General features: G+C 62.7%; 14 protein-coding genes and 1 pseudogene. 11 read left to right on the top strand and 4 right to left on the bottom strand.

Features of this window, described 5'->3' with window-relative positions:
• The first annotated feature begins 92 nt into the window (after positions 1-92).
• The 3 genes from lysS to cls all read left to right on the top strand — a co-directional run bounded on the left by lysS (position 93) and on the right by cls (position 3,513).
• Positions 93-1,628, top strand: a complete 1,536-nt coding sequence (lysS, locus tag E3T40_RS12510; protein WP_104195079.1) for a lysine--tRNA ligase — start codon at positions 93-95, stop codon at positions 1,626-1,628.
• Positions 1,629-1,866: 238 nt separating this feature from the next.
• Positions 1,867-2,043, top strand: coding sequence for a hypothetical protein (locus E3T40_RS16385; RefSeq protein ID WP_166784554.1), 177 nt, complete (start codon positions 1,867-1,869; stop codon positions 2,041-2,043).
• A gap of 6 nt (positions 2,044-2,049) precedes the next feature.
• Positions 2,050-3,513 carry a cardiolipin synthase gene (cls, locus tag E3T40_RS12500; protein WP_104169595.1) on the top strand — a complete coding sequence of 488 codons (1,464 nt, stop codon included), beginning with the start codon at positions 2,050-2,052 and terminating at the stop codon, positions 3,511-3,513.
• 658 nt (positions 3,514-4,171) lie between these two features.
• Here the strand turns inward: cls and E3T40_RS12495 are convergent.
• Both E3T40_RS12495 and E3T40_RS12490 read right to left on the bottom strand, forming a co-directional pair.
• A complete protein-coding gene (locus E3T40_RS12495) occupies positions 4,172-6,049 on the bottom strand; it encodes a glycoside hydrolase family 2 protein (protein WP_134543881.1) in 1,878 nt (625 codons plus the stop codon).
• Positions 6,050-6,105: 56 nt separating this feature from the next.
• Positions 6,106-7,119, bottom strand: a complete 1,014-nt coding sequence (locus tag E3T40_RS12490; RefSeq protein WP_134543878.1) for a LacI family DNA-binding transcriptional regulator — start codon at positions 7,117-7,119, stop codon at positions 6,106-6,108.
• Positions 7,120-7,334: 215 nt separating this feature from the next.
• Between E3T40_RS12490 and E3T40_RS12485 the strand changes: the two genes are divergently transcribed.
• From E3T40_RS12485 to E3T40_RS12460, 6 genes are all read left to right on the top strand, one after another.
• Positions 7,335-8,642 (top strand): ABC transporter substrate-binding protein, encoded by a 1,308-nt coding sequence (locus E3T40_RS12485; RefSeq protein WP_134543876.1) that lies wholly within the window; start codon positions 7,335-7,337, stop codon positions 8,640-8,642.
• A 93-nt stretch (positions 8,643-8,735) separates the two neighbouring features.
• Positions 8,736-9,659 carry a carbohydrate ABC transporter permease gene (locus E3T40_RS12480; protein WP_241981773.1) on the top strand — a complete coding sequence of 308 codons (924 nt, stop codon included), beginning with the start codon at positions 8,736-8,738 and terminating at the stop codon, positions 9,657-9,659.
• Positions 9,656-10,534: a carbohydrate ABC transporter permease gene (locus E3T40_RS12475; protein ID WP_233191484.1), complete on the top strand. Its 879-nt coding sequence runs from the start codon at positions 9,656-9,658 to the stop codon at positions 10,532-10,534. The genes E3T40_RS12480 and E3T40_RS12475 overlap by 4 nt, the downstream gene beginning before the upstream one ends.
• A gap of 54 nt (positions 10,535-10,588) precedes the next feature.
• Positions 10,589-11,527: a glycoside hydrolase family 43 protein gene (locus tag E3T40_RS12470; protein WP_104195074.1), complete on the top strand. Its 939-nt coding sequence runs from the start codon at positions 10,589-10,591 to the stop codon at positions 11,525-11,527.
• 47 nt (positions 11,528-11,574) lie between these two features.
• A complete protein-coding gene (locus tag E3T40_RS12465) occupies positions 11,575-12,528 on the top strand; it encodes an aldose 1-epimerase family protein (protein ID WP_134543873.1) in 954 nt (317 codons plus the stop codon).
• Positions 12,529-12,935: 407 nt separating this feature from the next.
• Complete coding sequence (locus E3T40_RS12460) at positions 12,936-14,078, top strand: glutathione-independent formaldehyde dehydrogenase (protein ID WP_104169590.1); 1,143 nt, start codon at positions 12,936-12,938, stop codon at positions 14,076-14,078.
• Here E3T40_RS12460 and E3T40_RS12455 read toward each other — a convergent pair.
• A pseudogene (locus E3T40_RS12455) lies at positions 14,018-14,257 on the bottom strand (GMC oxidoreductase); the annotation flags it as partial. The gene E3T40_RS12460 and the pseudogene E3T40_RS12455 overlap by 61 nt on opposite strands.
• A gap of 60 nt (positions 14,258-14,317) precedes the next feature.
• A complete protein-coding gene (locus E3T40_RS12450) occupies positions 14,318-14,548 on the bottom strand; it encodes a hypothetical protein (RefSeq protein ID WP_104195071.1) in 231 nt (76 codons plus the stop codon).
• Between the two features lie 176 nt (positions 14,549-14,724).
• On the opposite strand from E3T40_RS12450, the gene E3T40_RS12445 reads away from it, so the two are divergent.
• Together E3T40_RS12445 and E3T40_RS12440 are read left to right on the top strand one after the other, a co-directional pair.
• Positions 14,725-17,250 carry an ATP-dependent Clp protease ATP-binding subunit gene (locus E3T40_RS12445; RefSeq protein ID WP_104102410.1) on the top strand — a complete coding sequence of 842 codons (2,526 nt, stop codon included), beginning with the start codon at positions 14,725-14,727 and terminating at the stop codon, positions 17,248-17,250.
• 230 nt (positions 17,251-17,480) lie between these two features.
• Positions 17,481-17,987 carry an amino-acid N-acetyltransferase gene (locus E3T40_RS12440; protein WP_134543900.1) on the top strand — a complete coding sequence of 169 codons (507 nt, stop codon included), beginning with the start codon at positions 17,481-17,483 and terminating at the stop codon, positions 17,985-17,987.
• Positions 17,988-18,096: the final 109 nt, after the last annotated feature.

Genomic DNA, 18,096 nt, shown 5'->3' with positions numbered 1-18,096 from the left:
CAGCCCGACCTTTCATCAACACGTCGTCACATTTATGAGCACGCGCGGGAGCGCCGGGCATCGCCCGGCCGCCACCTGCCACGGAGAACCGCATGAGCGAGCAGAACCCAGCACCGACCGAGGCCGAGATCGTGGCCGCCGCAGCGGCGGAGGCCGAGACCAACGAGCAGAAGGTCGTGCGCCTGGCCAAACGTGACCGGTTGAACGCCGCCGCGACCAGTCCCGCCGGCGGCGCCTATCCGGTGTCCGTGCCCGTCACCGACACGATTCCCGCCGTGCGCGCGCAGTTCGGCGACCTCGAAGCGGATGCCGTCACCGGCGTCATCGTCGGCCTCGCCGGCCGCGTCGTGCACCTGCGCAATACCGGCAAGCTCTGTTTCGCGAGCCTGCAGTCCGGGGACGGCAGCCGCATCCAGGCAATGATCTCCCTGGGGGCGGTGGGGGAGGAATCCCTCGCCGATTGGAAAGACCTCGTCGACCTCGGCGACCACCTCTTCGTCTCCGGCGAGGTCATCTCCTCCCGCCGCGGCGAGCTCTCGATCATGGCGTCGGAGTGGCAGGTCGCCGCCAAGGCGCTGCTGCCGCTGCCGAACCTGCACACCGCGCTCAGCGAGGAGACCCGCGTGCGCAGTCGGTACCTCGACCTGATCATTCGCGAGCAGGCCCGCCGCAGCGTGATCCAGCGCTCGCAGACCGTCGCTAGCATGCGCCGCACCTTCACGGAGCTGGGCTTCATCGAGATTGAGACGCCGATGCTGCAGGTCATGCACGGTGGCGCATCCGCTCGCCCGTTCACGACCCACAGCAACGCGTTCGACACCGACCTCTTCCTGCGGATCGCGCCGGAGCTGTTCCTCAAGCGCGCCGTCGTCGGCGGCATCGACCGGGTTTACGAGATCAACCGCAACTTCCGCAACGAGGGCGCCGACTCCACCCACTCGCCGGAGTTCGCGATGCTGGAGGCCTACGAGGCTTACGGCGACTACAACTCGATCGCCGACCTCACCCAGAAACTGATTCAGGATGCCGCGTTCGCCATCGCCGGTTCGCACGTGGTTACCTGGGCCGACGGCACCGAATTCGACCTGGGCGGCGACTGGGACCGCATCGGCATGTACGACAGCCTGTCCGCGGCCGTCGGCTACGCGATCTCGCCGGCCACCCCGCTCGCCGACTTGAAGGTGCTCGCCGACACGGAGGGGCTCGATATCGACCACCCCATCCACGGCAAGTACGTCGAGGAGCTGTGGGAGCACTTCGTGAAGGGCGGCCTGACCCGCCCCACGTTCGTGCTGGACTTCCCGATCGACACCAGCCCGCTCGTGCGCGGCCACCGCAGTGTGGCCGGGGTGGTCGAGAAGTGGGACCTGTACGTGCGCGGCTTCGAGCTGGCCACCGGCTACTCCGAGCTCGTCGACCCGGTCGTGCAGCGTGAGCGCTTCGTCGAACAGGCGCGCCTCGCCGCCGGCGGCGACCCCGAGGCCATGCGCCTCGACGAGGAATTCCTGCGGGCCCTCGAGCACGGGATGCCGCCCACCGGCGGCATGGGCATGGGCATCGACCGTTTGCTGATGGCGCTGTCCGGGCTGGGAATCCGGGAGACCATTCTATTCCCGCTGGTGAAATGATCATCCGATGAGGTCGAAGCCGCCTCGCGAGCCTGTGCCCGGCGAGCCTGTGCCCGGCGAGCCTGTGCCCGGCCAACCGATCCCGCGCGTCCGTCGTCGTCCGTCCCTGCTCGAAATCTCGATCTGGGTCGGCGTCGCGGGAACCGGGATCTACGCAATCGGCACCGGTATCGCAGGGCTGCTGAACACGTAAACGTCGCGCGCCTGCCCGCCGTTTTCCCGTATCGTTGGAGACATCATGGATAACTTCTGGGTCAGCGCTTTCTGGGCGCTCCTGCCCACCGTCGCCGTCGGGCTGATCTTTTGGATCGTGATGCGTTCCATCGTGCGGGCAGACCGCACGGAGCGTAAGGTCTACGCCCGGATCGAGGCGGAAGAGCGCGCCAAGCTCGGGCTCGATAAACCGGTTACGTAGCACCGAATGTTCGGCATCGACATCTCGACCATCATCCTCGTGATCGCCCTGGTGGTCGATTTCTCCATTCGCGTGGTGGCAATCGTCGTCGTTCCTCGCAACCGTCGGCCGACATCGGGCATGGCGTGGCTGCTAACGATCTTCTTCCTGCCCTTCATCGGCGCCTTACTCTTCCTACTCATCGGCTACCGAACCCTGCCGAAAAAGCGGCTGGAAATGCAGGAGGAGATCAACCAGTTCATCCTCGACAGCACCGAGGGCATCGATCAGGTGCGTCGCGATCATCCGTGGCCGCTCTGGCTCGACTCGGTCGTTGAACTCAACCGCAATCTGGGGGCGATGCCGCTGGTCGGCGGCAACGAGGCCCGCCTGCTCGGCGACTATGAGGGCACGTTCGCCGAGATGGTCACGGACATCGATCGGGCCCTCAATTTCGTGCACGTCGAGTTCTACATTCTTTCCCTGGATCCGACCACGGCGTCATTCTTCGACGCCCTCGAAAACGCCGTCAAGCGCGGCGTGACCGTGCGCGTGTTGATGGATCATATCCAGTCGATGCGCAAGCTCGGCTACCGCGAGACGCTGCGCCGGCTCACCGACTCCGGCGTGAAGTGGGAGCTCCTGCTGCCGTTGCAGCCGCTCAAGGGAAAGTGGCAGCGGCCGGATCTGCGCAACCACCGTAAGGTGCTGATCATCGACGGCACGGTCGGTTACATGGGGTCGCAGAACGTCATCGACCGCACGTACAACATGCCGGGGAACATCCGTCGCGGCCTGAAGTGGAAAGACCTGATGACGAGGGTCGAGGGACCGATCGTGTCGGGTCTCAACGCGATTTTCATCACCGACTGGTATAGCGAGACCAACGACCTTCTGACCCGGGACATCCAGCCGGTGTCAACCGAGGTTGTGCCGCACTCCCTGGACTGCCAGGTCGTGCCCAGCGGACCCGGCTTCGAGGGCGAGAACAACCTGCGCCTGTTCCTCGCTCTGCTCTACTATGCACAGGAGCGCATCATCATCACGAGCCCGTACTTCGTGCCAGACGAGTCGATCATGTACGCCATCACGACGGCCACTCAGCGCGGGCTGCGGGTGGAGCTGTTCGTTTCCGAGGTCGGCGACCAGGCCCTCGTCTACCACGCGCAGCGCTCCTACTATGAGGAGCTGCTTCGGGCGGGCGTGAAGATCTACCTGTACAAGGCTCCCTACGTGCTGCACGCCAAGCATTTCACGATCGACGACGAGGTGGCCGTGATCGGGTCGAGCAACATGGACATGCGCTCGTTCAGCCTCAACTTCGAGGTATCGATGATGGTGCGCGGACGCTCCTTCGTGCAGCAGTTGCGGGCGGTGGAAGACGGCTACCGGGAGGACAGCCGTGAACTCACCCTGGCGGAATGGATGAAGCAGCCGCTGCGCTCCACGGTGCTCGACAATCTTGCCCGGCTGACTTCCGCGGTGCAGTAGCGGCGTCCGGCTCGGCTCCGAGCCCCGGTACCTTGACCCACCCAGGTCGGCGGTGGTCGAGGAGGCACTCCCTCGACGATGCGCGCCGTGCCCAACAGGCGTTCACGAGCCGGAGTCCGCACGACTATGAGCCCGGTTCGGTGGTGAACCAATTCGACGGAGATTTTGGGAAAGAGGAAGGTTTTTCGAGCTAATCTGGCTGTTTTTGCCAAAATCTCCGTCGAATTCGTTCGGGGGCGCGGGTGAAACGTGTTTTTGGCCGGTGCCCGTGCAGAGGCATGTGTGCATAGTGCGCTTGGGCTCTTTCTCGCCACGTTCATGTTCTTGCTCACGGTGCTGCGGAGCATCCGTTCTGGCGAGCGTGATCGCTCTGGTTTTCTTCCTGGCTCACCTGGCGACGCAGATCCGGGTCGAGGTGATCGCACAAATCTTTCTCCCGCACAGGGGCTACATGCCGGTCGACTTGGCTGGTTCCGAACCCGGGGCGCGCGGTTCGAAAGCGCCGTCTCCGGGTTCCTGCTGGACATCGTCGCCACGGCTGCCTGTGCGGCCGTCGTCGGACTCGCTGAAGCTCGAGCAGAGGCACAACTCCACGCCCGATCTCAATACCTGCGTGCACTCACTGAGACCGAGTGCGTGGAGCCGGTCGTAGTCGTCCTCAGCCGGTGGCTGAGTGCAGGCTCGACGCAGCGACCCCCGCCACCCGGGGAAGGGGCGCGTTCTCCCCGGATACGATGCTGCGAATGACGGCGATCGGCAGTTTGGGCTTCCGGTTCGCGTCGGTCAGCCCGTTGGTCTCCTGCATTGTGTCCGTCAGCTGGGTGTAACAAAAGCCCGAGAGGATCGGGTTGTCCCGAAGGCTTCCCACGAGACCTGATACACGATTTTCGAAGTCCTCATAGCTTGTCGCTGTCGTGTAGCCCCACGAGTCATCGGCAGCATCGGGCGCGAAGCTGACCCCGCCGAATTCAGTGACCATGATCGACTGGCCATCGACCTCGCGGGGGATGAGCTGCAGGCGACGGCCTGCCGGACCCATACCCGCAACGAGGGATCGGATGGCGTCGATGTCCTTGTAATTGGCGTCGAGCTGCTCGGCCGTGCCGGCATAGTCGTGGATTGTGAGGATGTCAGATATGGCGTGTTCCCAGCCGTCATTGGAGATGACGGGGCGGCTCGGATCGAGCGCTCGAGTCAGGTGGTAGAGCGACTGGGCGAAGCTCAACTGGGCGTCGTCGTGTGCGATCTGTTGAACACCCCAACTCTCGTTGAGGGGAACCCAGGTGACGATTGACGGATGCGATCGGTCGCGGCGCACTACTTCGGTCCATTCGCGGGTGACTCGCGATACTGCCTCCGAAGAGAACTCGTAGGTGCTGCCCATTTCACCCCAAATGAGCAAGCCGAGCCGGTCCGCCCAATAGAGGAATCGAGGGTCCTCGACCTTTTCATGGATTCTCGCGGCGTTGAACCCGAGGGCCTTGATGAGTTCCACTTCGGCTCGCAGAGCTTCGGCCGAGGGCGCAGCGAGGTGCGACTGCGGCCAGTAGCCCTGCTCCAGCACCGATCGTACGAAGTACGGCCGGTCATTGAGCAGGAACCTGCCGCCCGCGACGCCGACGCTGCGAAGCCCGAAATAGGAGAAAGACTCGTCGAGAATGCTTCCGTCGTCAGCAATGATCGAGACATGCGCGTCAATCAGTCGTGGGTTTTCCGGTGACCAGAGGAGAGCTTCACAGGCCTGACCGTTCGCCTGCCGAGAAATCTGAATGGTTGCCTGTGATCGCGGCTCAACGGCCAAGAAAGACTGCCGGGCGAGAATTTCGCCCGCGATGGACAGTTCCACCTGAACAGTAACGCTCGGCGCCGGTCGCCGCGTCAGCTCCACCTCGATCGCGACGTCCCCAGCCGGCACGTTTGGAATCCAACGCAGTGCCGTGATGCGCTGATCCGGCACAGACTCGAGCCAGACCGGTTGCCAAATCCCCGTAGTGCGGTGGTACCAAATGACGTGCGCATCCTCAAGCCAATCCTGTTTGCCCCGCGGCTGAGCTACGTCGTGGGGGTCATCCTCGGCACGAACCACGAGCACGCAGTCCTCTTGAAGCGACAGAGCTTCGGTGATGTCAAAGGAGAATGGCGTCTGGCCGCCCTCGTGAGACCCGATGAACTGGCCATCGATCCACACAGATGCGCGGTAGTCGACCGCCCCAAAATGCAACACCACTCGGTCACGCCCGCGGGACAGTCCGCTCGCGGCCACGTCTTTGGGGCTGATGATGCGGGAATACCAGACAACGGGATGGAAGCCCGGCTCGGCGATTCCTGACATCTCCGACTCAGGCGGAAACGGAACAGTGATGACCCGGCCAAGGTGTGCAGGGTTTGCGAACCACTTCTCGCTTCTGCCGATGTCGTGATCGTCGTGTTCGAATGCCCACTCGCCGGCGAGATCGTGCCAATTCGGGCGGACAAGTTGCGGACGGGGATACACGCCACCCTGGGCACTGGCAGAAATCGGGAGAGAACGCGACATACCGCAATCATGCCGCCAAATTACAGCGCTGTAAAGTCTGAGTGTCGGTCGAGGCGTCAAGGAGCAAATGGAGCGCTCTCGCGCACCTCGAGTGAATGCCCCACGATCCTGTGGCGGCCAACCCCCCGGTATCCAGCGATTCGTTCCTCGAGGAGATCGAAAGCAGCCGCGGCGATAGCGGTCTTCCTCGGCGCCACGGAGGTGAGTGTCGGGGACGTGTACGCGGCCAGGAAGGTGTTGTCCCAACCGACCACGGCCACATCTGCGGGTACCGATCGCGCGGAATCATGGAGGGCTTTCAATGCTCCGATCGCAAACCGGTCGTCGCGGCAGACCACGCCGTCAAAACACACCCCGCGCTCAATCGCCTCGGCAACCGAACGAAGGCCTGCTTCAGCCGTGAATTCCAAGGCCGTGAATACCAGCTCAGGATCCAGCTGGACCCCGGCCTCCAGGAGACCCTGTTGGTAGCCGAGAAGGCGCTGATTCGTCGAACCAGTGATGTCCGCCGCTATGACACCGAGAAAAGCGATGCGTCGACATCCTCTCGCTAAGAGGTGCCGCGTGGCGTCGAGAGCGGCCGAGATGTTGTCGATCATCACATGGTCTGTCATGACAGGCATGGCCGCCTCGCCGAGCAAGACCAGCGGAGTGCCAGGATCGAGCTTCGCAATGTCGAGCGATTCCATGCGAACGGGGTGAAAGATCACGCCGTCGACCAGCCCAGCCTCCCGATCGCTGAGTACCGCCCGTTCCGCGACGGGATCGCTCAAGGTCTGCTCGATGATGACTCGGTATCCTCGTCGAGTTGCTTCTTCGGCAATGTGACGGGAGAGTTCCGAAAAGTACGGGTGGTCGATTTCGGGGATTGCCAGGGCGATCATTCCGGTTCTTCCGGTAGCCAGACGCCGCGCCGTGAGGTTGGGTCGGTAGCCGAGCTGGTCAATTGCCGCTTGCACCTTCTCGCGGAGCGCCGGGGCCACGTGAGGATAGTTGTGAACGACGTTTGAGACGGTCTTCATGGATACGCCCGCGAGCTCCGCGACGTCTATTAGTCGAACCCTTGCCATGTTTGTCCCGTCCCGTCCGGTCCATCCTAAGGCGACTGTGGCCAGGCGCTGGAAACGGCGTTTGTCGCGGATCCTCGCAGACTAGACAAACATCTTTCCAGCGCTGTACATTGACGGAAGGCGCTCGTCTGCCGCTCCGATTGGTGCGGGAAATGGGCGGTCCGCTTCGCGCATGGGTCGCGGAGCGATGTTTTCGATGAGGAGGACGAACGATCATGAAGCAGAAAGACTTCCTGGGGCGGCGAGTGATTGGGGCCACAGCTCTCGGTGCCGCACTCATGCTGGTACTGGCCGGATGCTCTGCGGGCGGAACCGGGCAGGCGGAGAGTGAGCCCTTCACCGGTGAATACACCGGACCTGAAGTGGAGCTGTCCTTCTGGAACGGCTTCACCGGCGGGGACGGTCCGTTCATGGAGAAGATGGTGTCCGACTTCAATGCTGAGCATGACAACATCACGGTTGTCTCGAACACGATGCAGTGGACCGACTTCTACCAGCGACTGCCCGCAGCGGTGACCGCCGGCGAGGGTCCCGACGTCGGCGTGATGCACCTGGACCAGCTCGCGTCGAATGCCGCGCGAAACGTCATCGTACCGATCGACGATCTCGCCGAGGACTTGGGTCTCACGTCAGATGACTTCACCGACGAAGTCTGGAATGCCGGCGTCTATAAGGACGCCCGATACGGCATTCCGCTCGATGTGCATTCACTGGCCATGTACTACAACACCGAACATTTCGCCGCCGCTGGGATCGAAGAGGCCCCGACCGACGCGGCTTCCTTTCAGGATGCGCTCGACAAGCTCAAAGCAGCTGGGTACGAAACTCCATTTTGGATGCCGACGCGGTGGCCGAGCCACCTGATGAACCTCTCCGTGCTGTGGCAGAACGACGGTGAACCATATGGTGACGACGGGGCAACGTTTGATTCAGCAGCCGGGGTAGAGGCACTTGAGTGGCAGCGCTCCATCGTGGACGACGGTTACAGCCCGAGTGACGTCGCCATCGACTCTCAGTACGTCGCCTTCAAGAATGGTGAGACCTCGATCACCTGGGACGGCATCTGGCAGATCAACGATCTCGCCGAGTCCGGTCTGCCTTACGCGGTCGCCCCGGTCCCCACAATTGGTGACACGGATGCCGTATGGGCCAACTCCCATAACTTCTTCCTCCCCCGCCAGGCAAACGCGGACCAGAACAAGGTCAACGCGTCGAAGGTGTTCATTGCCTGGATGAGCGAGCAGTCCGCCGAGTGGGCAGGCTCGGGCATGATCCCCGCTCGCCAGTCGGTGCGCGATGCGGGTGCCCTCGACGGCCTGCCGCAAGAAGCAATCGCGGCGACGATCGATTCGATGCGTTTCTTGCCGCCCATTCCCGGGATCGGTGGGGTTCAGGCCGAGACCCTCGAAATCGCAGTCGCCGATGGGGTTCAGGGAACGACGACGCCGAGTGACGCGCTCAAAAAAGCCGCCGGCACGGCGACGAAACTCATGGCCGACAACAAAGCCTCGTTCGGGGACTGACCAGTGTCGACGAAGGTCGGTGAGCGCGTCCTCCCGATGGGGAGGACGCGCCGCCCCTCGGCTTCCGACCCGGAGTCGCAGAAGAATCGTGGAGTGCGAGCGGGCACTCGGCGGCAGGGGATAGCCACACCCTGGATATTTCTTGCCCCCTACCTGCTTCTGTTTGGCAGCTTCGTCATCCTCCCGGCAGTTTTAGGGGTGTGGATCAGTCTTCATTCCTGGGACTACACGTTGCCGAACAAACCCTTTGTCGGCCTCGACAACTACGTCGCCTTGTTCTCACCCGGATCGACGGTTTTTGGCCCGTTCTGGGGGTCCATGCGGGCCACCGGCATCTTCACGGTACTCAGCGTGCCATTGCTCCTGATCGTCCCGCTCGCCGTCGCCCTACTCATGAGCAGGAAGTTTCCCGGACGGGACTTTCTCCGAGCAATCTACTTCGCCCCCTACGTACTCGGCGTCGCCGTCATCTCGGTGCTGTGGCGATACCTGCTCGACAACAACATCGGGCTGGTGAACCACTATCTGGGACTCCTAGGACTTCCGGATGACACCGCTTGGACAACAACGACGCCCGCGGCCTGGGTCGCGCTCGTGGGAGTGACCGTCTGGTGGACGCTCGGATTCAACGCCGTCATCTACCTTGCCGGCCTTCAGGACATCCCGATCGAACTCTACGAAGCCGCACGTGTGGATGGGGCCGGACCGTGGATGCAGTTCCTGCACGTGACGATCCCCGGGCTCAAGCCCATCCTCTCGTTCATCACGATCATCACCCTTCTTGCATCCGCCAACATGTTTGGCCAGTCCTATCTCATGACCCAGGGCGGCCCCGGACGTGAAACGCGCACGGCCATATATCAGATCGCCGACGCGGGTCTGCGCAACTTTCAGATGGGCAGCGCCGCAGCGATGAGTTATGTACTGACCGTATTCCTCATGGCGATCAGTGCTTTTGTCTTCTACATCTTTCGCGAGAAACAGCCCAAGAAGCTCAAGAAGGAGGTGCGCTCGTGAACGCTCTCACGACCAGGATCAGTGCCGGTTCCCGTGCACGCAGTGCACGTCGACGAAGTGGCACAATCACTCGGGTCGTCGTTCTCGGCGCGATCGCAATCGCGTTCATCAGCCCGATCATCTTCATGATCGTGACCAGCTTCAAGACCCGGGCTGACGCAACGGCTATTCCACCGGCGTGGATTCCCAATCCGATTTCCGTGCAAGCTTTCGCGTCTATCCTCGCTCCCGGGACTGCGACTCCGGTGCTGCAATGGTTCGCAAACAGCATGGTCGCAGCCGCCCTCAATGCCACGCTCGTCGTCGTCACGGCGTCACTGGCGGCGTATCCGCTCGCACGAATGCAGTTTCGCGGCAAGAATTTCGTCTTCGTCATCATCGTCGCGACATTGCTGGTGCCGCCGGTAATCCTGGTGATTCCCAACTACCTCATCGTGAGCGAACTGGGGTGGCTCAACTCGCTCGTCGCGATCATCATTCCCACGGCGGCGTCCGCATTCGGAGTGTTCTTCATGCGACAGTTCTTCGTCGGCCTGCCGATCGAGTTAGAGGAGGCCGCCCGGCTCGATGGGGCGAACCGATTCGTCATCTTCATGCAAGTGGTTCTGCCGCTCGCCAAACCCGCACTTGCAACACTCGCGCTGCTCGCCTTCCTCGGCAACTGGAATGACTTCCTCTGGCCCGTCTACGTCTTGTTCAGCCCGGAGATACAAACACTGCCAGCTGGACTGTCCACGCTTCAGTCCGCAAATGCGGTGCGCTACGACCTTTTGATGGCCGGCGCGGTTGTCGCGAGCGTGCCCGTGCTGGCGCTGTTCATCTTCCTCCAGCGCTTTATCATCGAGGGCGTTTCTCGCTCCGGAGTGAAGGGATAGCACGTGTTGACCTCTGCTCGCCGCGCAGCGGTAGCGTGTGTGGCTGGAGCCATCATGACCGCCTTCGCGGTGAGTGGCTGCACGGCGGCTCCGGAGCACTCGGCACCTCCGGCGTCTGCCGCAGCAGGCGCTGCGGTACTCAACACGAATTTCGCAGACCCCGACGTGGTGGAGGTCGACGGCACGTACTTCGCGTATGCCACCAACGACAACAACCGCAACGTGCAGGTCGCCTCCTCCACCGATCTCCTCGATTGGGAGGTGTTACCGGACGCGTTGCCGGATCTCCCAAGCTGGATTATTCCGGGAAAGACCTGGGCGCCTGAGGTGACGAGACTCACCGATGATTCATTCGTCATGTACTTCACGGCGACGAATTTTGCGCCAACGCTGCAGTGCATTGGTGTAGCCACTGCCAGCGACCCGGCCGGACCGTTCATCGTTCAGAGCGACGCCATGATCATCTGTCCAGAAGACGAAGGCGGCGCGATCGATGCAAGCACCGTGCCCATCGACGACGCCTTGTACCTCGTCTGGAAAAATGACGGTAACTGTTGCGACCTCGACACCTGGATTCAGGCGGCCACGCTCTCTCCCGACGGGCTCAGCATCACGGGCGATCCCATCAGGATCCTGAAGCAAACCGAGGATTGGGAGGGCAACCTTATCGAGGCTCCCACCATTGTGGTCCGAGGTACAGGACTCCTGATGCTCTACTCCGCTAACTCTTACGGAGACGACCGATATGCGGTCGGTGCTGCAACGGCTGCCTCAATCGATGGCCCGTGGACGAAGGAAACGGGTCCGATCCTCTCGACCGAAGGGTCGGGGGGCTTATATCGCGGCCCTGGTGGCCAAGACCTGGTCTTTGGTCTGAATGGCAAGGACTATCTCGTCTTCCACGGGTGGGACACGGACTACACGTACCGCGCACTTCACGTTGCCGAGACCGAATGGGACGCCGACATTCCTCGGGTCCTGACCCCCGAGTAACCCAATTGGGCGTGAAATTCCCTGTATCTCCACTGAATGGTGTCCCCATGTCACTCACTCCGCTGTCGGGAACCCAATTCGTTCTCGAGGCTCACGGCTACACCGCCGCGATCGCGAGTATCGGCGCAAGCGTTCGATCGCTCCGATATCACGGACGGAACCTCATCGTGCCGTTCGATGCCAACCAGGTGCGACCTTTCTTTCGCGGCGCCATCCTGGCGCCGTGGCCGAACCGAGTCGTGGATGGAAAGTACACATTCGGTGGTGTCGAGCAACAGCTCAGCATCACCGAGCCGTCGAGGGGCCACGCTCTCCATGGACTCGTGTCCTGGTTGAACTTTGCAGTGGTCAGGCAGGCGGCCGATCGGCTCGTCCTCGCGGCAACCGTCGAAGCGCAGCCTGGATACCCCCACCGGGTGACGCTGGAGGTGGATTTTGCGCTTGACGCCGGTGGCCTTCGAACGGCAGTTACGGCAGTGAATGCCGGTCTAAATGCCGCCCCTTTTGGCGTCGCTCCGCACCCGTACCTTGTTGCCGGCGATGGCCGCGTCAACGACTGGACGCTGGAGCTCGCAGCCCAGCGAATCCTGACCGTGACTCATGACCGCCTCATTCCCCTTCACCTCTGTGATCTCGATGCTGGTGATCTTGCCGTGTTTGACTTCCGCACGCCGCGGACTATCGATGACACCTTCATCGACCATGCATTCACTGGCTTCGACCGGGACGATGAAGGCATGGCGACACTTCGATTGATGACGACCGCGGGCAGTGGAGTGGAAATGATCTGGGGTCCCGAATGCCCGTGGGTTCAGGTGCATACGGCTGATCAATTAGTACCCTCGATCGACAGAATTGGACTCGCCGTCGAACCAATGACCTGTCCGCCGGATGCGTTCAACTCTGGAATGAACCTGAACGTCCTTGAGCCATCCGGCTCAACGCGCGCCTCCTGGACGGTTCGTGCAATCGACCAGCTATGCAGACCGCTCCGGAATTGACGCGACTCGCGTCGCCGAATGACCAAACCGGCACACTAGCGCTTGACCGACGATTTCACATACGTTCTGACGCCGGGGTCGCTGAACGCCCGATAGCCGAACGGCTAGCGGCCGTTCCGTCGTAAGAGAGAATGCCTCGGTGCCCACCTCGGTGCCCACCTCGGTGCCCACCTCGGTGCCCACCTCGTGGTGTCGACGAGGCACCCCTGGCGCTGGCAGGGGGCAACGCGCAACCCGAATTCGGTCGCATCCTCGCAGTGGCGGGTCATGCGCGATCGTGATAGATCTGGGATATGCACATTTTCCGCGCAGCCTGAGACTCTGCCCGGACATTCACCGTAAATGCACCTCCGAAAGTGAGGGCGGAACTTCCGTCTTTCATGGTCAAAATTTAGGGAGTGGAAGAAATGAAAGCAGTCGTCTATAAAGGCCCCAACGCGGTCAACGTTGAAGACGTTCCGGATGCCAAGATCGAACGCCCCACTGACGTTCTTGTTCGCATCACAGCGACAAATATTTGCGGTTCCGATTTGCACATGTACGAGGGACGCACCGATTTCGAGGTCGGGCGCACCTTTGGTCACGAGAACATGGGTGAGGTCATCGAGATCGGAAACGGCGTCGACGCCGTCAAGGTCGGCGATCGGGTCGTGCTGCCATTCAATATTTCCTGCGGGTTTTGCAAGAATTGCGAACGCGGTTTCACGAACTACTGCATGACCACTCAACCAAACCCGGTCGGCGCGGGCGCCGCCTACGGCTTCGCTGGCATGGGTCCGTATCCCGGCGGGCAGGCCCAAATGCTGCGTGTGCCCTACGGCGATAACAACTGCTTGCGCCTGGGTGAAGACGCGGTAGAAAAGCAAAACGATTACGTGATGCTGTCGGACATTTTCCCTACCGGTTACCACGCTACCGAGATGGCCGGAGTGATCCCCGGTGACACGGTCGTGATTTACGGTGCGGGTCCAGTCGGACTGATGGCCGCCCTGTCCGCCACGATCAAGGGCGCGAGTAAAGTTTGGGTTGTGGATCGACGCCCTGACCGGCTGGCCCTCGCCGAGCAGATCGGTGCGATCGCCATTGATGACTCGAAGACGGACCCGGTTGAGTTCGTTTTGGACCAGACCAAGGGTATCGGCGCGGACCGGGGATGTGAATGCGTGGGTTATCAGGCCCACGACCCCCAGGGCACCGAAGATCCCGCCATGACTCTGAATCGGCTTATCCAGTCCGTGCGCATCACCGGGGGAATCGGCGTTGTCGGAGTCTTCCTTCCGGCAGATCCCGGCGGCTTCGACGATAACGCCAAGCAGGGCAAACTTGCCATTGACTATGGCCTGCAGTGGCTTAAGGGTCAAAGCATGGGCAGCGGACAATGCCCGGTGAAGAAGTACAATCGGCAGTTGCGCGAGCTGATCGCCGCGGGCAAGGCCAAGCCATCCTGGATCGTTTCCCACGAGATCCCCCTCAGCAAAGCCGCGGATGCCTACAAGAACTTTGGCGAACGCACCAACGGTTGGACCAAAGTCATCCTCAAGCCCGAGTAGGCCAACCGATCCTTCGTTGGGTATCCGCGCGTGCGCCGTCGCACGGATACCCGGGGTGAGGCAGCAGCGCGTTCCGCGATGGCGACGACGGCGGCATCCGTGTTGCCGGACATTGCCGCGGGCATAATCGAGGCGTCTGCGACACGCAGTCCGACGATTCCGTGCACCCGCAATTCCGGGGGGCAGCGGCCCGACCGTCATCGGACCGTCGGTGCCCCGGATCACGGCCCTCCGTCGTCTCACCGCGCCGACAGTGCTTCCATGCTCAGCAACATGGTGCCGATTTGCCCGGCGGTGGACCGGCCGCGGTCATCGACCACGCGACCATCGGCCAGGAGGATGATGCGCTCGGCATAGCTGGCGGCCTGCAGCGCGGCGATGACCTGCGTCTGGCTGAGCCGCAGCGCCTCTTCCCAGACGGTGGCGAACGCATCCGAGGTCACCACCTGTTCGGCCGACGAGGTCGCCACGTGCGGTCGAGATCGCCCGCCACACCTTCCGAAATCGGCCGAAGGTGACGAGGTCGGAGCCGGTGCGCGACGACATCCGTCACGCCTGCGGCGAACAGAGGCACTCATTTCAGGGTTCGCTCGTTACTCTCGATGTATCGGCGCCACAACTGCCCTGGCGCCAAGGGAGCGATCACATGTTTGAGAGATTTACCGACCGAGCTCGTCGCGTCGTTGTTTTGGCCCAGGAAGAGGCCAAAATGCTCAACCACAACTACATCGGTACTGAGCACATCCTGCTCGGCCTGATCCACGAAGGCGAGGGAGTTGCGGCCAAGGCCCTCGAGAGCCTGGGTATTTCCCTCGACGCCGTGCGTGAGCAGGTGCAGGACATCATCGGTCAGGGCCAGCAGCAGCCGACGGGGCACATCCCGTTCACGCCGCGCGCCAAGAAGGTTCTCGAACTGAGCCTGCGCGAAGCACTGCAGCTCGGCCACAACTACATCGGCACCGAGCACATTCTGCTCGGCCTCATCCGCGAGGGTGAAGGCGTTGCCGCCCAGGTGCTCGTCAAGCTCGGCGCCGACCTCAACCGGGTGCGCCAGCAGGTCATCCAGCTCCTCTCTGGTTACCAGGGCAAGGAGCAGGTGCAGGTCGGCGCGAACGAGCAGGCGAGCGGTCCGGCGGGCAGCCAGATTCTCGACCAGTTCGGGCGCAACCTCACGCAGGCCGCCCGCGACAACAAGCTCGACCCGGTCATCGGGCGCGAGAAGGAGATCGAGCGGGTCATGCAGATCCTGTCCCGCCGGTCCAAGAACAACCCGGTTCTGATCGGTGAGCCCGGAGTCGGCAAGACCGCCGTCGTCGAGGGTCTCGCCCAGGCCATCGTCAAGGGCGATGTACCCGAGACGCTGAAAGACAAACAGCTCTACTCGCTCGACCTCGGCTCGCTCATCGCCGGAAGCCGCTACCGCGGTGACTTCGAGGAGCGGCTGAAGAAGGTCACCAAGGAGATCCGCACCCGCGGCGACATCATCATCTTCATCGACGAGATCCACACCCTCGTCGGTGCCGGTGCCGCTGAGGGCGCCATCGACGCGGCCAGCATCCTGAAGCCTCTCCTTGCCCGAGGCGAGCTGCAGACCATCGGCGCCACCACGATCGATGAGTACCGCAAGCACTTCGAGAAGGATGCCGCGCTCGAGCGCCGCTTCCAGCCGATCCAGGTGGCCGAGCCGTCTCTGCCCCACACCATCAATATCCTCAAGGGGCTGCGCGACCGGTACGAGGCGCACCACAAGGTCTCGATCACCGACGGCGCTCTCGTGGCCGCGGCGAACCTGGCCGACCGCTACGTCTCCGACCGGTTCCTGCCGGACAAGGCCATCGACCTGATCGACGAGGCCGGCGCCCGCCTGCGCCTGTCGATCCTGTCCAGCCCGCCCGAGCTGCGCGAATTCGATGAGAAGATCGCCGTGGTGCGCGCCGCCAAGGAGACCGCCATCGAGGAGCAGGACTTCGAGAAGGCCGCCGGCCTGCGCGACGAGGAGAAGAACCTCCTCGGCGAGCGTCTGCGCCTCGAGAAGAAATGGAAGTCCGGCGACGTCAAGACGACCGCCGTCGTCGACGAGGGCCTGATCGCCGAGGTTCTGGCCCAGGCCACCGGCATCCCCGTCTTCAAACTCACCGAGGAGGAGTCCTCGCGGCTCGTCTTCATGGAGAAGGCGCTGCACCAGCGCGTCATCGGTCAGGAAGAGGCCATCTCGGCGCTCGCCAAGACCATCCGTCGCACCCGTGCCGGACTGAAGGACCCGAAGCGCCCGAGCGGTTCGTTCATCTTCGCGGGCCCCACCGGCGTCGGAAAGACCGAGTTGGCCAAGGCGCTCGCCGAGTTCCTCTTCGACGACGAGGCCGCCATGATCTCCCTCGACATGAGTGAGTACGGCGAGAAGCACACCGTGTCCCGACTGTTCGGCGCCCCTCCCGGGTTCGTCGGCTTCGAAGAGGGCGGCCAGCTCACCGAGAAGGTGCGCCGCAAGCCGTTCTCCGTGGTGCTGTTCGACGAGATCGAGAAGGCCCACCCTGACATCTTCAACTCGCTCCTGCAGATTCTTGAAGAGGGCCGGTTGACGGATGGCCAGGGTCGCGTCGTCGACTTCAAGAACACCGTGATCATCATGACCACGAACCTCGGCACCAAGGACATCAGCGGCGCGCCCGTCGGTTTCCAACTCGAGGGTGACACGTCCACCGGGTACGACCGGATGAGCGGCAAGGTGAAGGAGGAGCTGAAGAAGCACTTCAAGCCCGAGTTCCTCAACCGCGTGGACGAGATCATCGTCTTCCCGCAGCTGACCAAGCCGGAACTGCTCCAGATCGTGGACCTGTTCATCAAGCGCTTGAGCGAGCGCCTGCTCGACCGCGACATGACGGTGGACCTGACCCTCGCCGTGAAGGAGCACTTGATCGAGGTCGGCTTCGACCCCGCACTCGGTGCCCGTCCGTTGCGCCGTGCGATCCAGCGCGAGGTGGAGGACCGCCTGTCGGAAAAGATCCTGCAGGGCGAGCTCAACGCCGGCGACCACGTGCACGTGGATTACGTGGGTGGGGAGTACATCTTCACCACGACGGTGCGCGCCTCCGCCGTAGCCGTCGGCGTCAACACCACGGCCGCAATCGGCACGGGGCCGGGCTCACCCGACCTCGCGGTGACCAGCGAGTAGCGGTAACCCGTTGGACAGGGCCCGGCGGAAAAATCCGCCGGGCCCTGTCTCGTGCTCGTCCGGCCCCGACTCCCTGACGAATTCGACGGAGATTTTGCTCCTGCGGGCCTGTTTCGGGCTCAAAACGGGCAGATTCGGCAAAATCTCCGTCGAATTCGCTCCCCCCACAGCTGCCTAAACTGGATTGGTTGGTTCGCGTGAGTGAACCGAGAGAGATCGGTGGGCAGCGAATGCAGGAGTTTTTGGTGCGCCGGGCACGCACCACCGATGTGCCTCGAATCCAGGCGCTCGTGGCGCCGCTGGTGCAGGAGCGCATTCTGCTCGGCAAGGAAAGCGTCGTCTTCTATGAGGCGGTGCAGGAATTCCGGGTGGTCGAGGATGCCGACGGCACTCTGATCGGCTGCGGCGCCCTGCACGTGATGTGGGAGGACCTGGGCGAGGTGCGCACCCTCGCCGTGACCGCCGACCGGCTCGGCCATGGCGTCGGCCACGCGCTGATGGACCGGCTCGAAGCGGATGCTCGCGAGCTCGGCCTCAGCCGCCTTTTCTGCCTGACCTTCGAGGTGCCATTTTTCGCCCGGCACGGCTTCACCGACATGGGCTCCGAAACGGTCGACCCGCAGGTGTACACCGAGCTCGTGCGCTCGCACGATGAGGGTGTCGCCGAGTTCCTCGACCTGGCCCGGGTCAAGCCGAACACGCTCGGCAACACCCGGATGGTCAAGCGGCTCGACTGACCGTCTGGAAGCTGGCCGCAGTGGGCAGAAGACAGCGAGAGACTACCCGTTCAGGTGCCGCTCAGGTGAGGGACGTTCTGGAGATTTCTGCTCATCCGAGCGAAACGCC

Source organism: Cryobacterium sp. TMT1-19 (assembly GCF_004403055.1).
Classification (GTDB): domain Bacteria; phylum Actinomycetota; class Actinomycetes; order Actinomycetales; family Microbacteriaceae; genus Cryobacterium; species Cryobacterium sandaracinum.
Note: the sequence above shows the minus strand (reverse complement) of the source record. Positions and strands in the feature narration are given on the sequence as shown.

What these genes read in the sequence shown, in the direction of transcription:
- lysS (WP_104195079.1), top strand. Translation starts at nt 93, where the DNA reads ATGAGCGAGCAGAACCCAGCACCGACCGAGGCCGAGATCGTGGCCGCC.
- E3T40_RS16385 (WP_166784554.1), top strand. Translation starts at nt 1,867, where the DNA reads ATGGATAACTTCTGGGTCAGCGCTTTCTGGGCGCTCCTGCCCACCGTC.
- cls (WP_104169595.1), top strand. Translation starts at nt 2,050, where the DNA reads ATGTTCGGCATCGACATCTCGACCATCATCCTCGTGATCGCCCTGGTG.
- E3T40_RS12495 (WP_134543881.1), bottom strand. Translation starts at nt 6,049, where the DNA reads ATGTCGCGTTCTCTCCCGATTTCTGCCAGTGCCCAGGGTGGCGTGTAT.
- E3T40_RS12490 (WP_134543878.1), bottom strand. Translation starts at nt 7,119, where the DNA reads ATGGCAAGGGTTCGACTAATAGACGTCGCGGAGCTCGCGGGCGTATCC.
- E3T40_RS12485 (WP_134543876.1), top strand. Translation starts at nt 7,335, where the DNA reads ATGAAGCAGAAAGACTTCCTGGGGCGGCGAGTGATTGGGGCCACAGCT.
- E3T40_RS12470 (WP_104195074.1), top strand. Translation starts at nt 10,589, where the DNA reads ATGACCGCCTTCGCGGTGAGTGGCTGCACGGCGGCTCCGGAGCACTCG.
- E3T40_RS12465 (WP_134543873.1), top strand. Translation starts at nt 11,575, where the DNA reads ATGTCACTCACTCCGCTGTCGGGAACCCAATTCGTTCTCGAGGCTCAC.
- E3T40_RS12460 (WP_104169590.1), top strand. Translation starts at nt 12,936, where the DNA reads ATGAAAGCAGTCGTCTATAAAGGCCCCAACGCGGTCAACGTTGAAGAC.
- E3T40_RS12445 (WP_104102410.1), top strand. Translation starts at nt 14,725, where the DNA reads ATGTTTGAGAGATTTACCGACCGAGCTCGTCGCGTCGTTGTTTTGGCC.
- E3T40_RS12440 (WP_134543900.1), top strand. Translation starts at nt 17,481, where the DNA reads ATGCAGGAGTTTTTGGTGCGCCGGGCACGCACCACCGATGTGCCTCGA.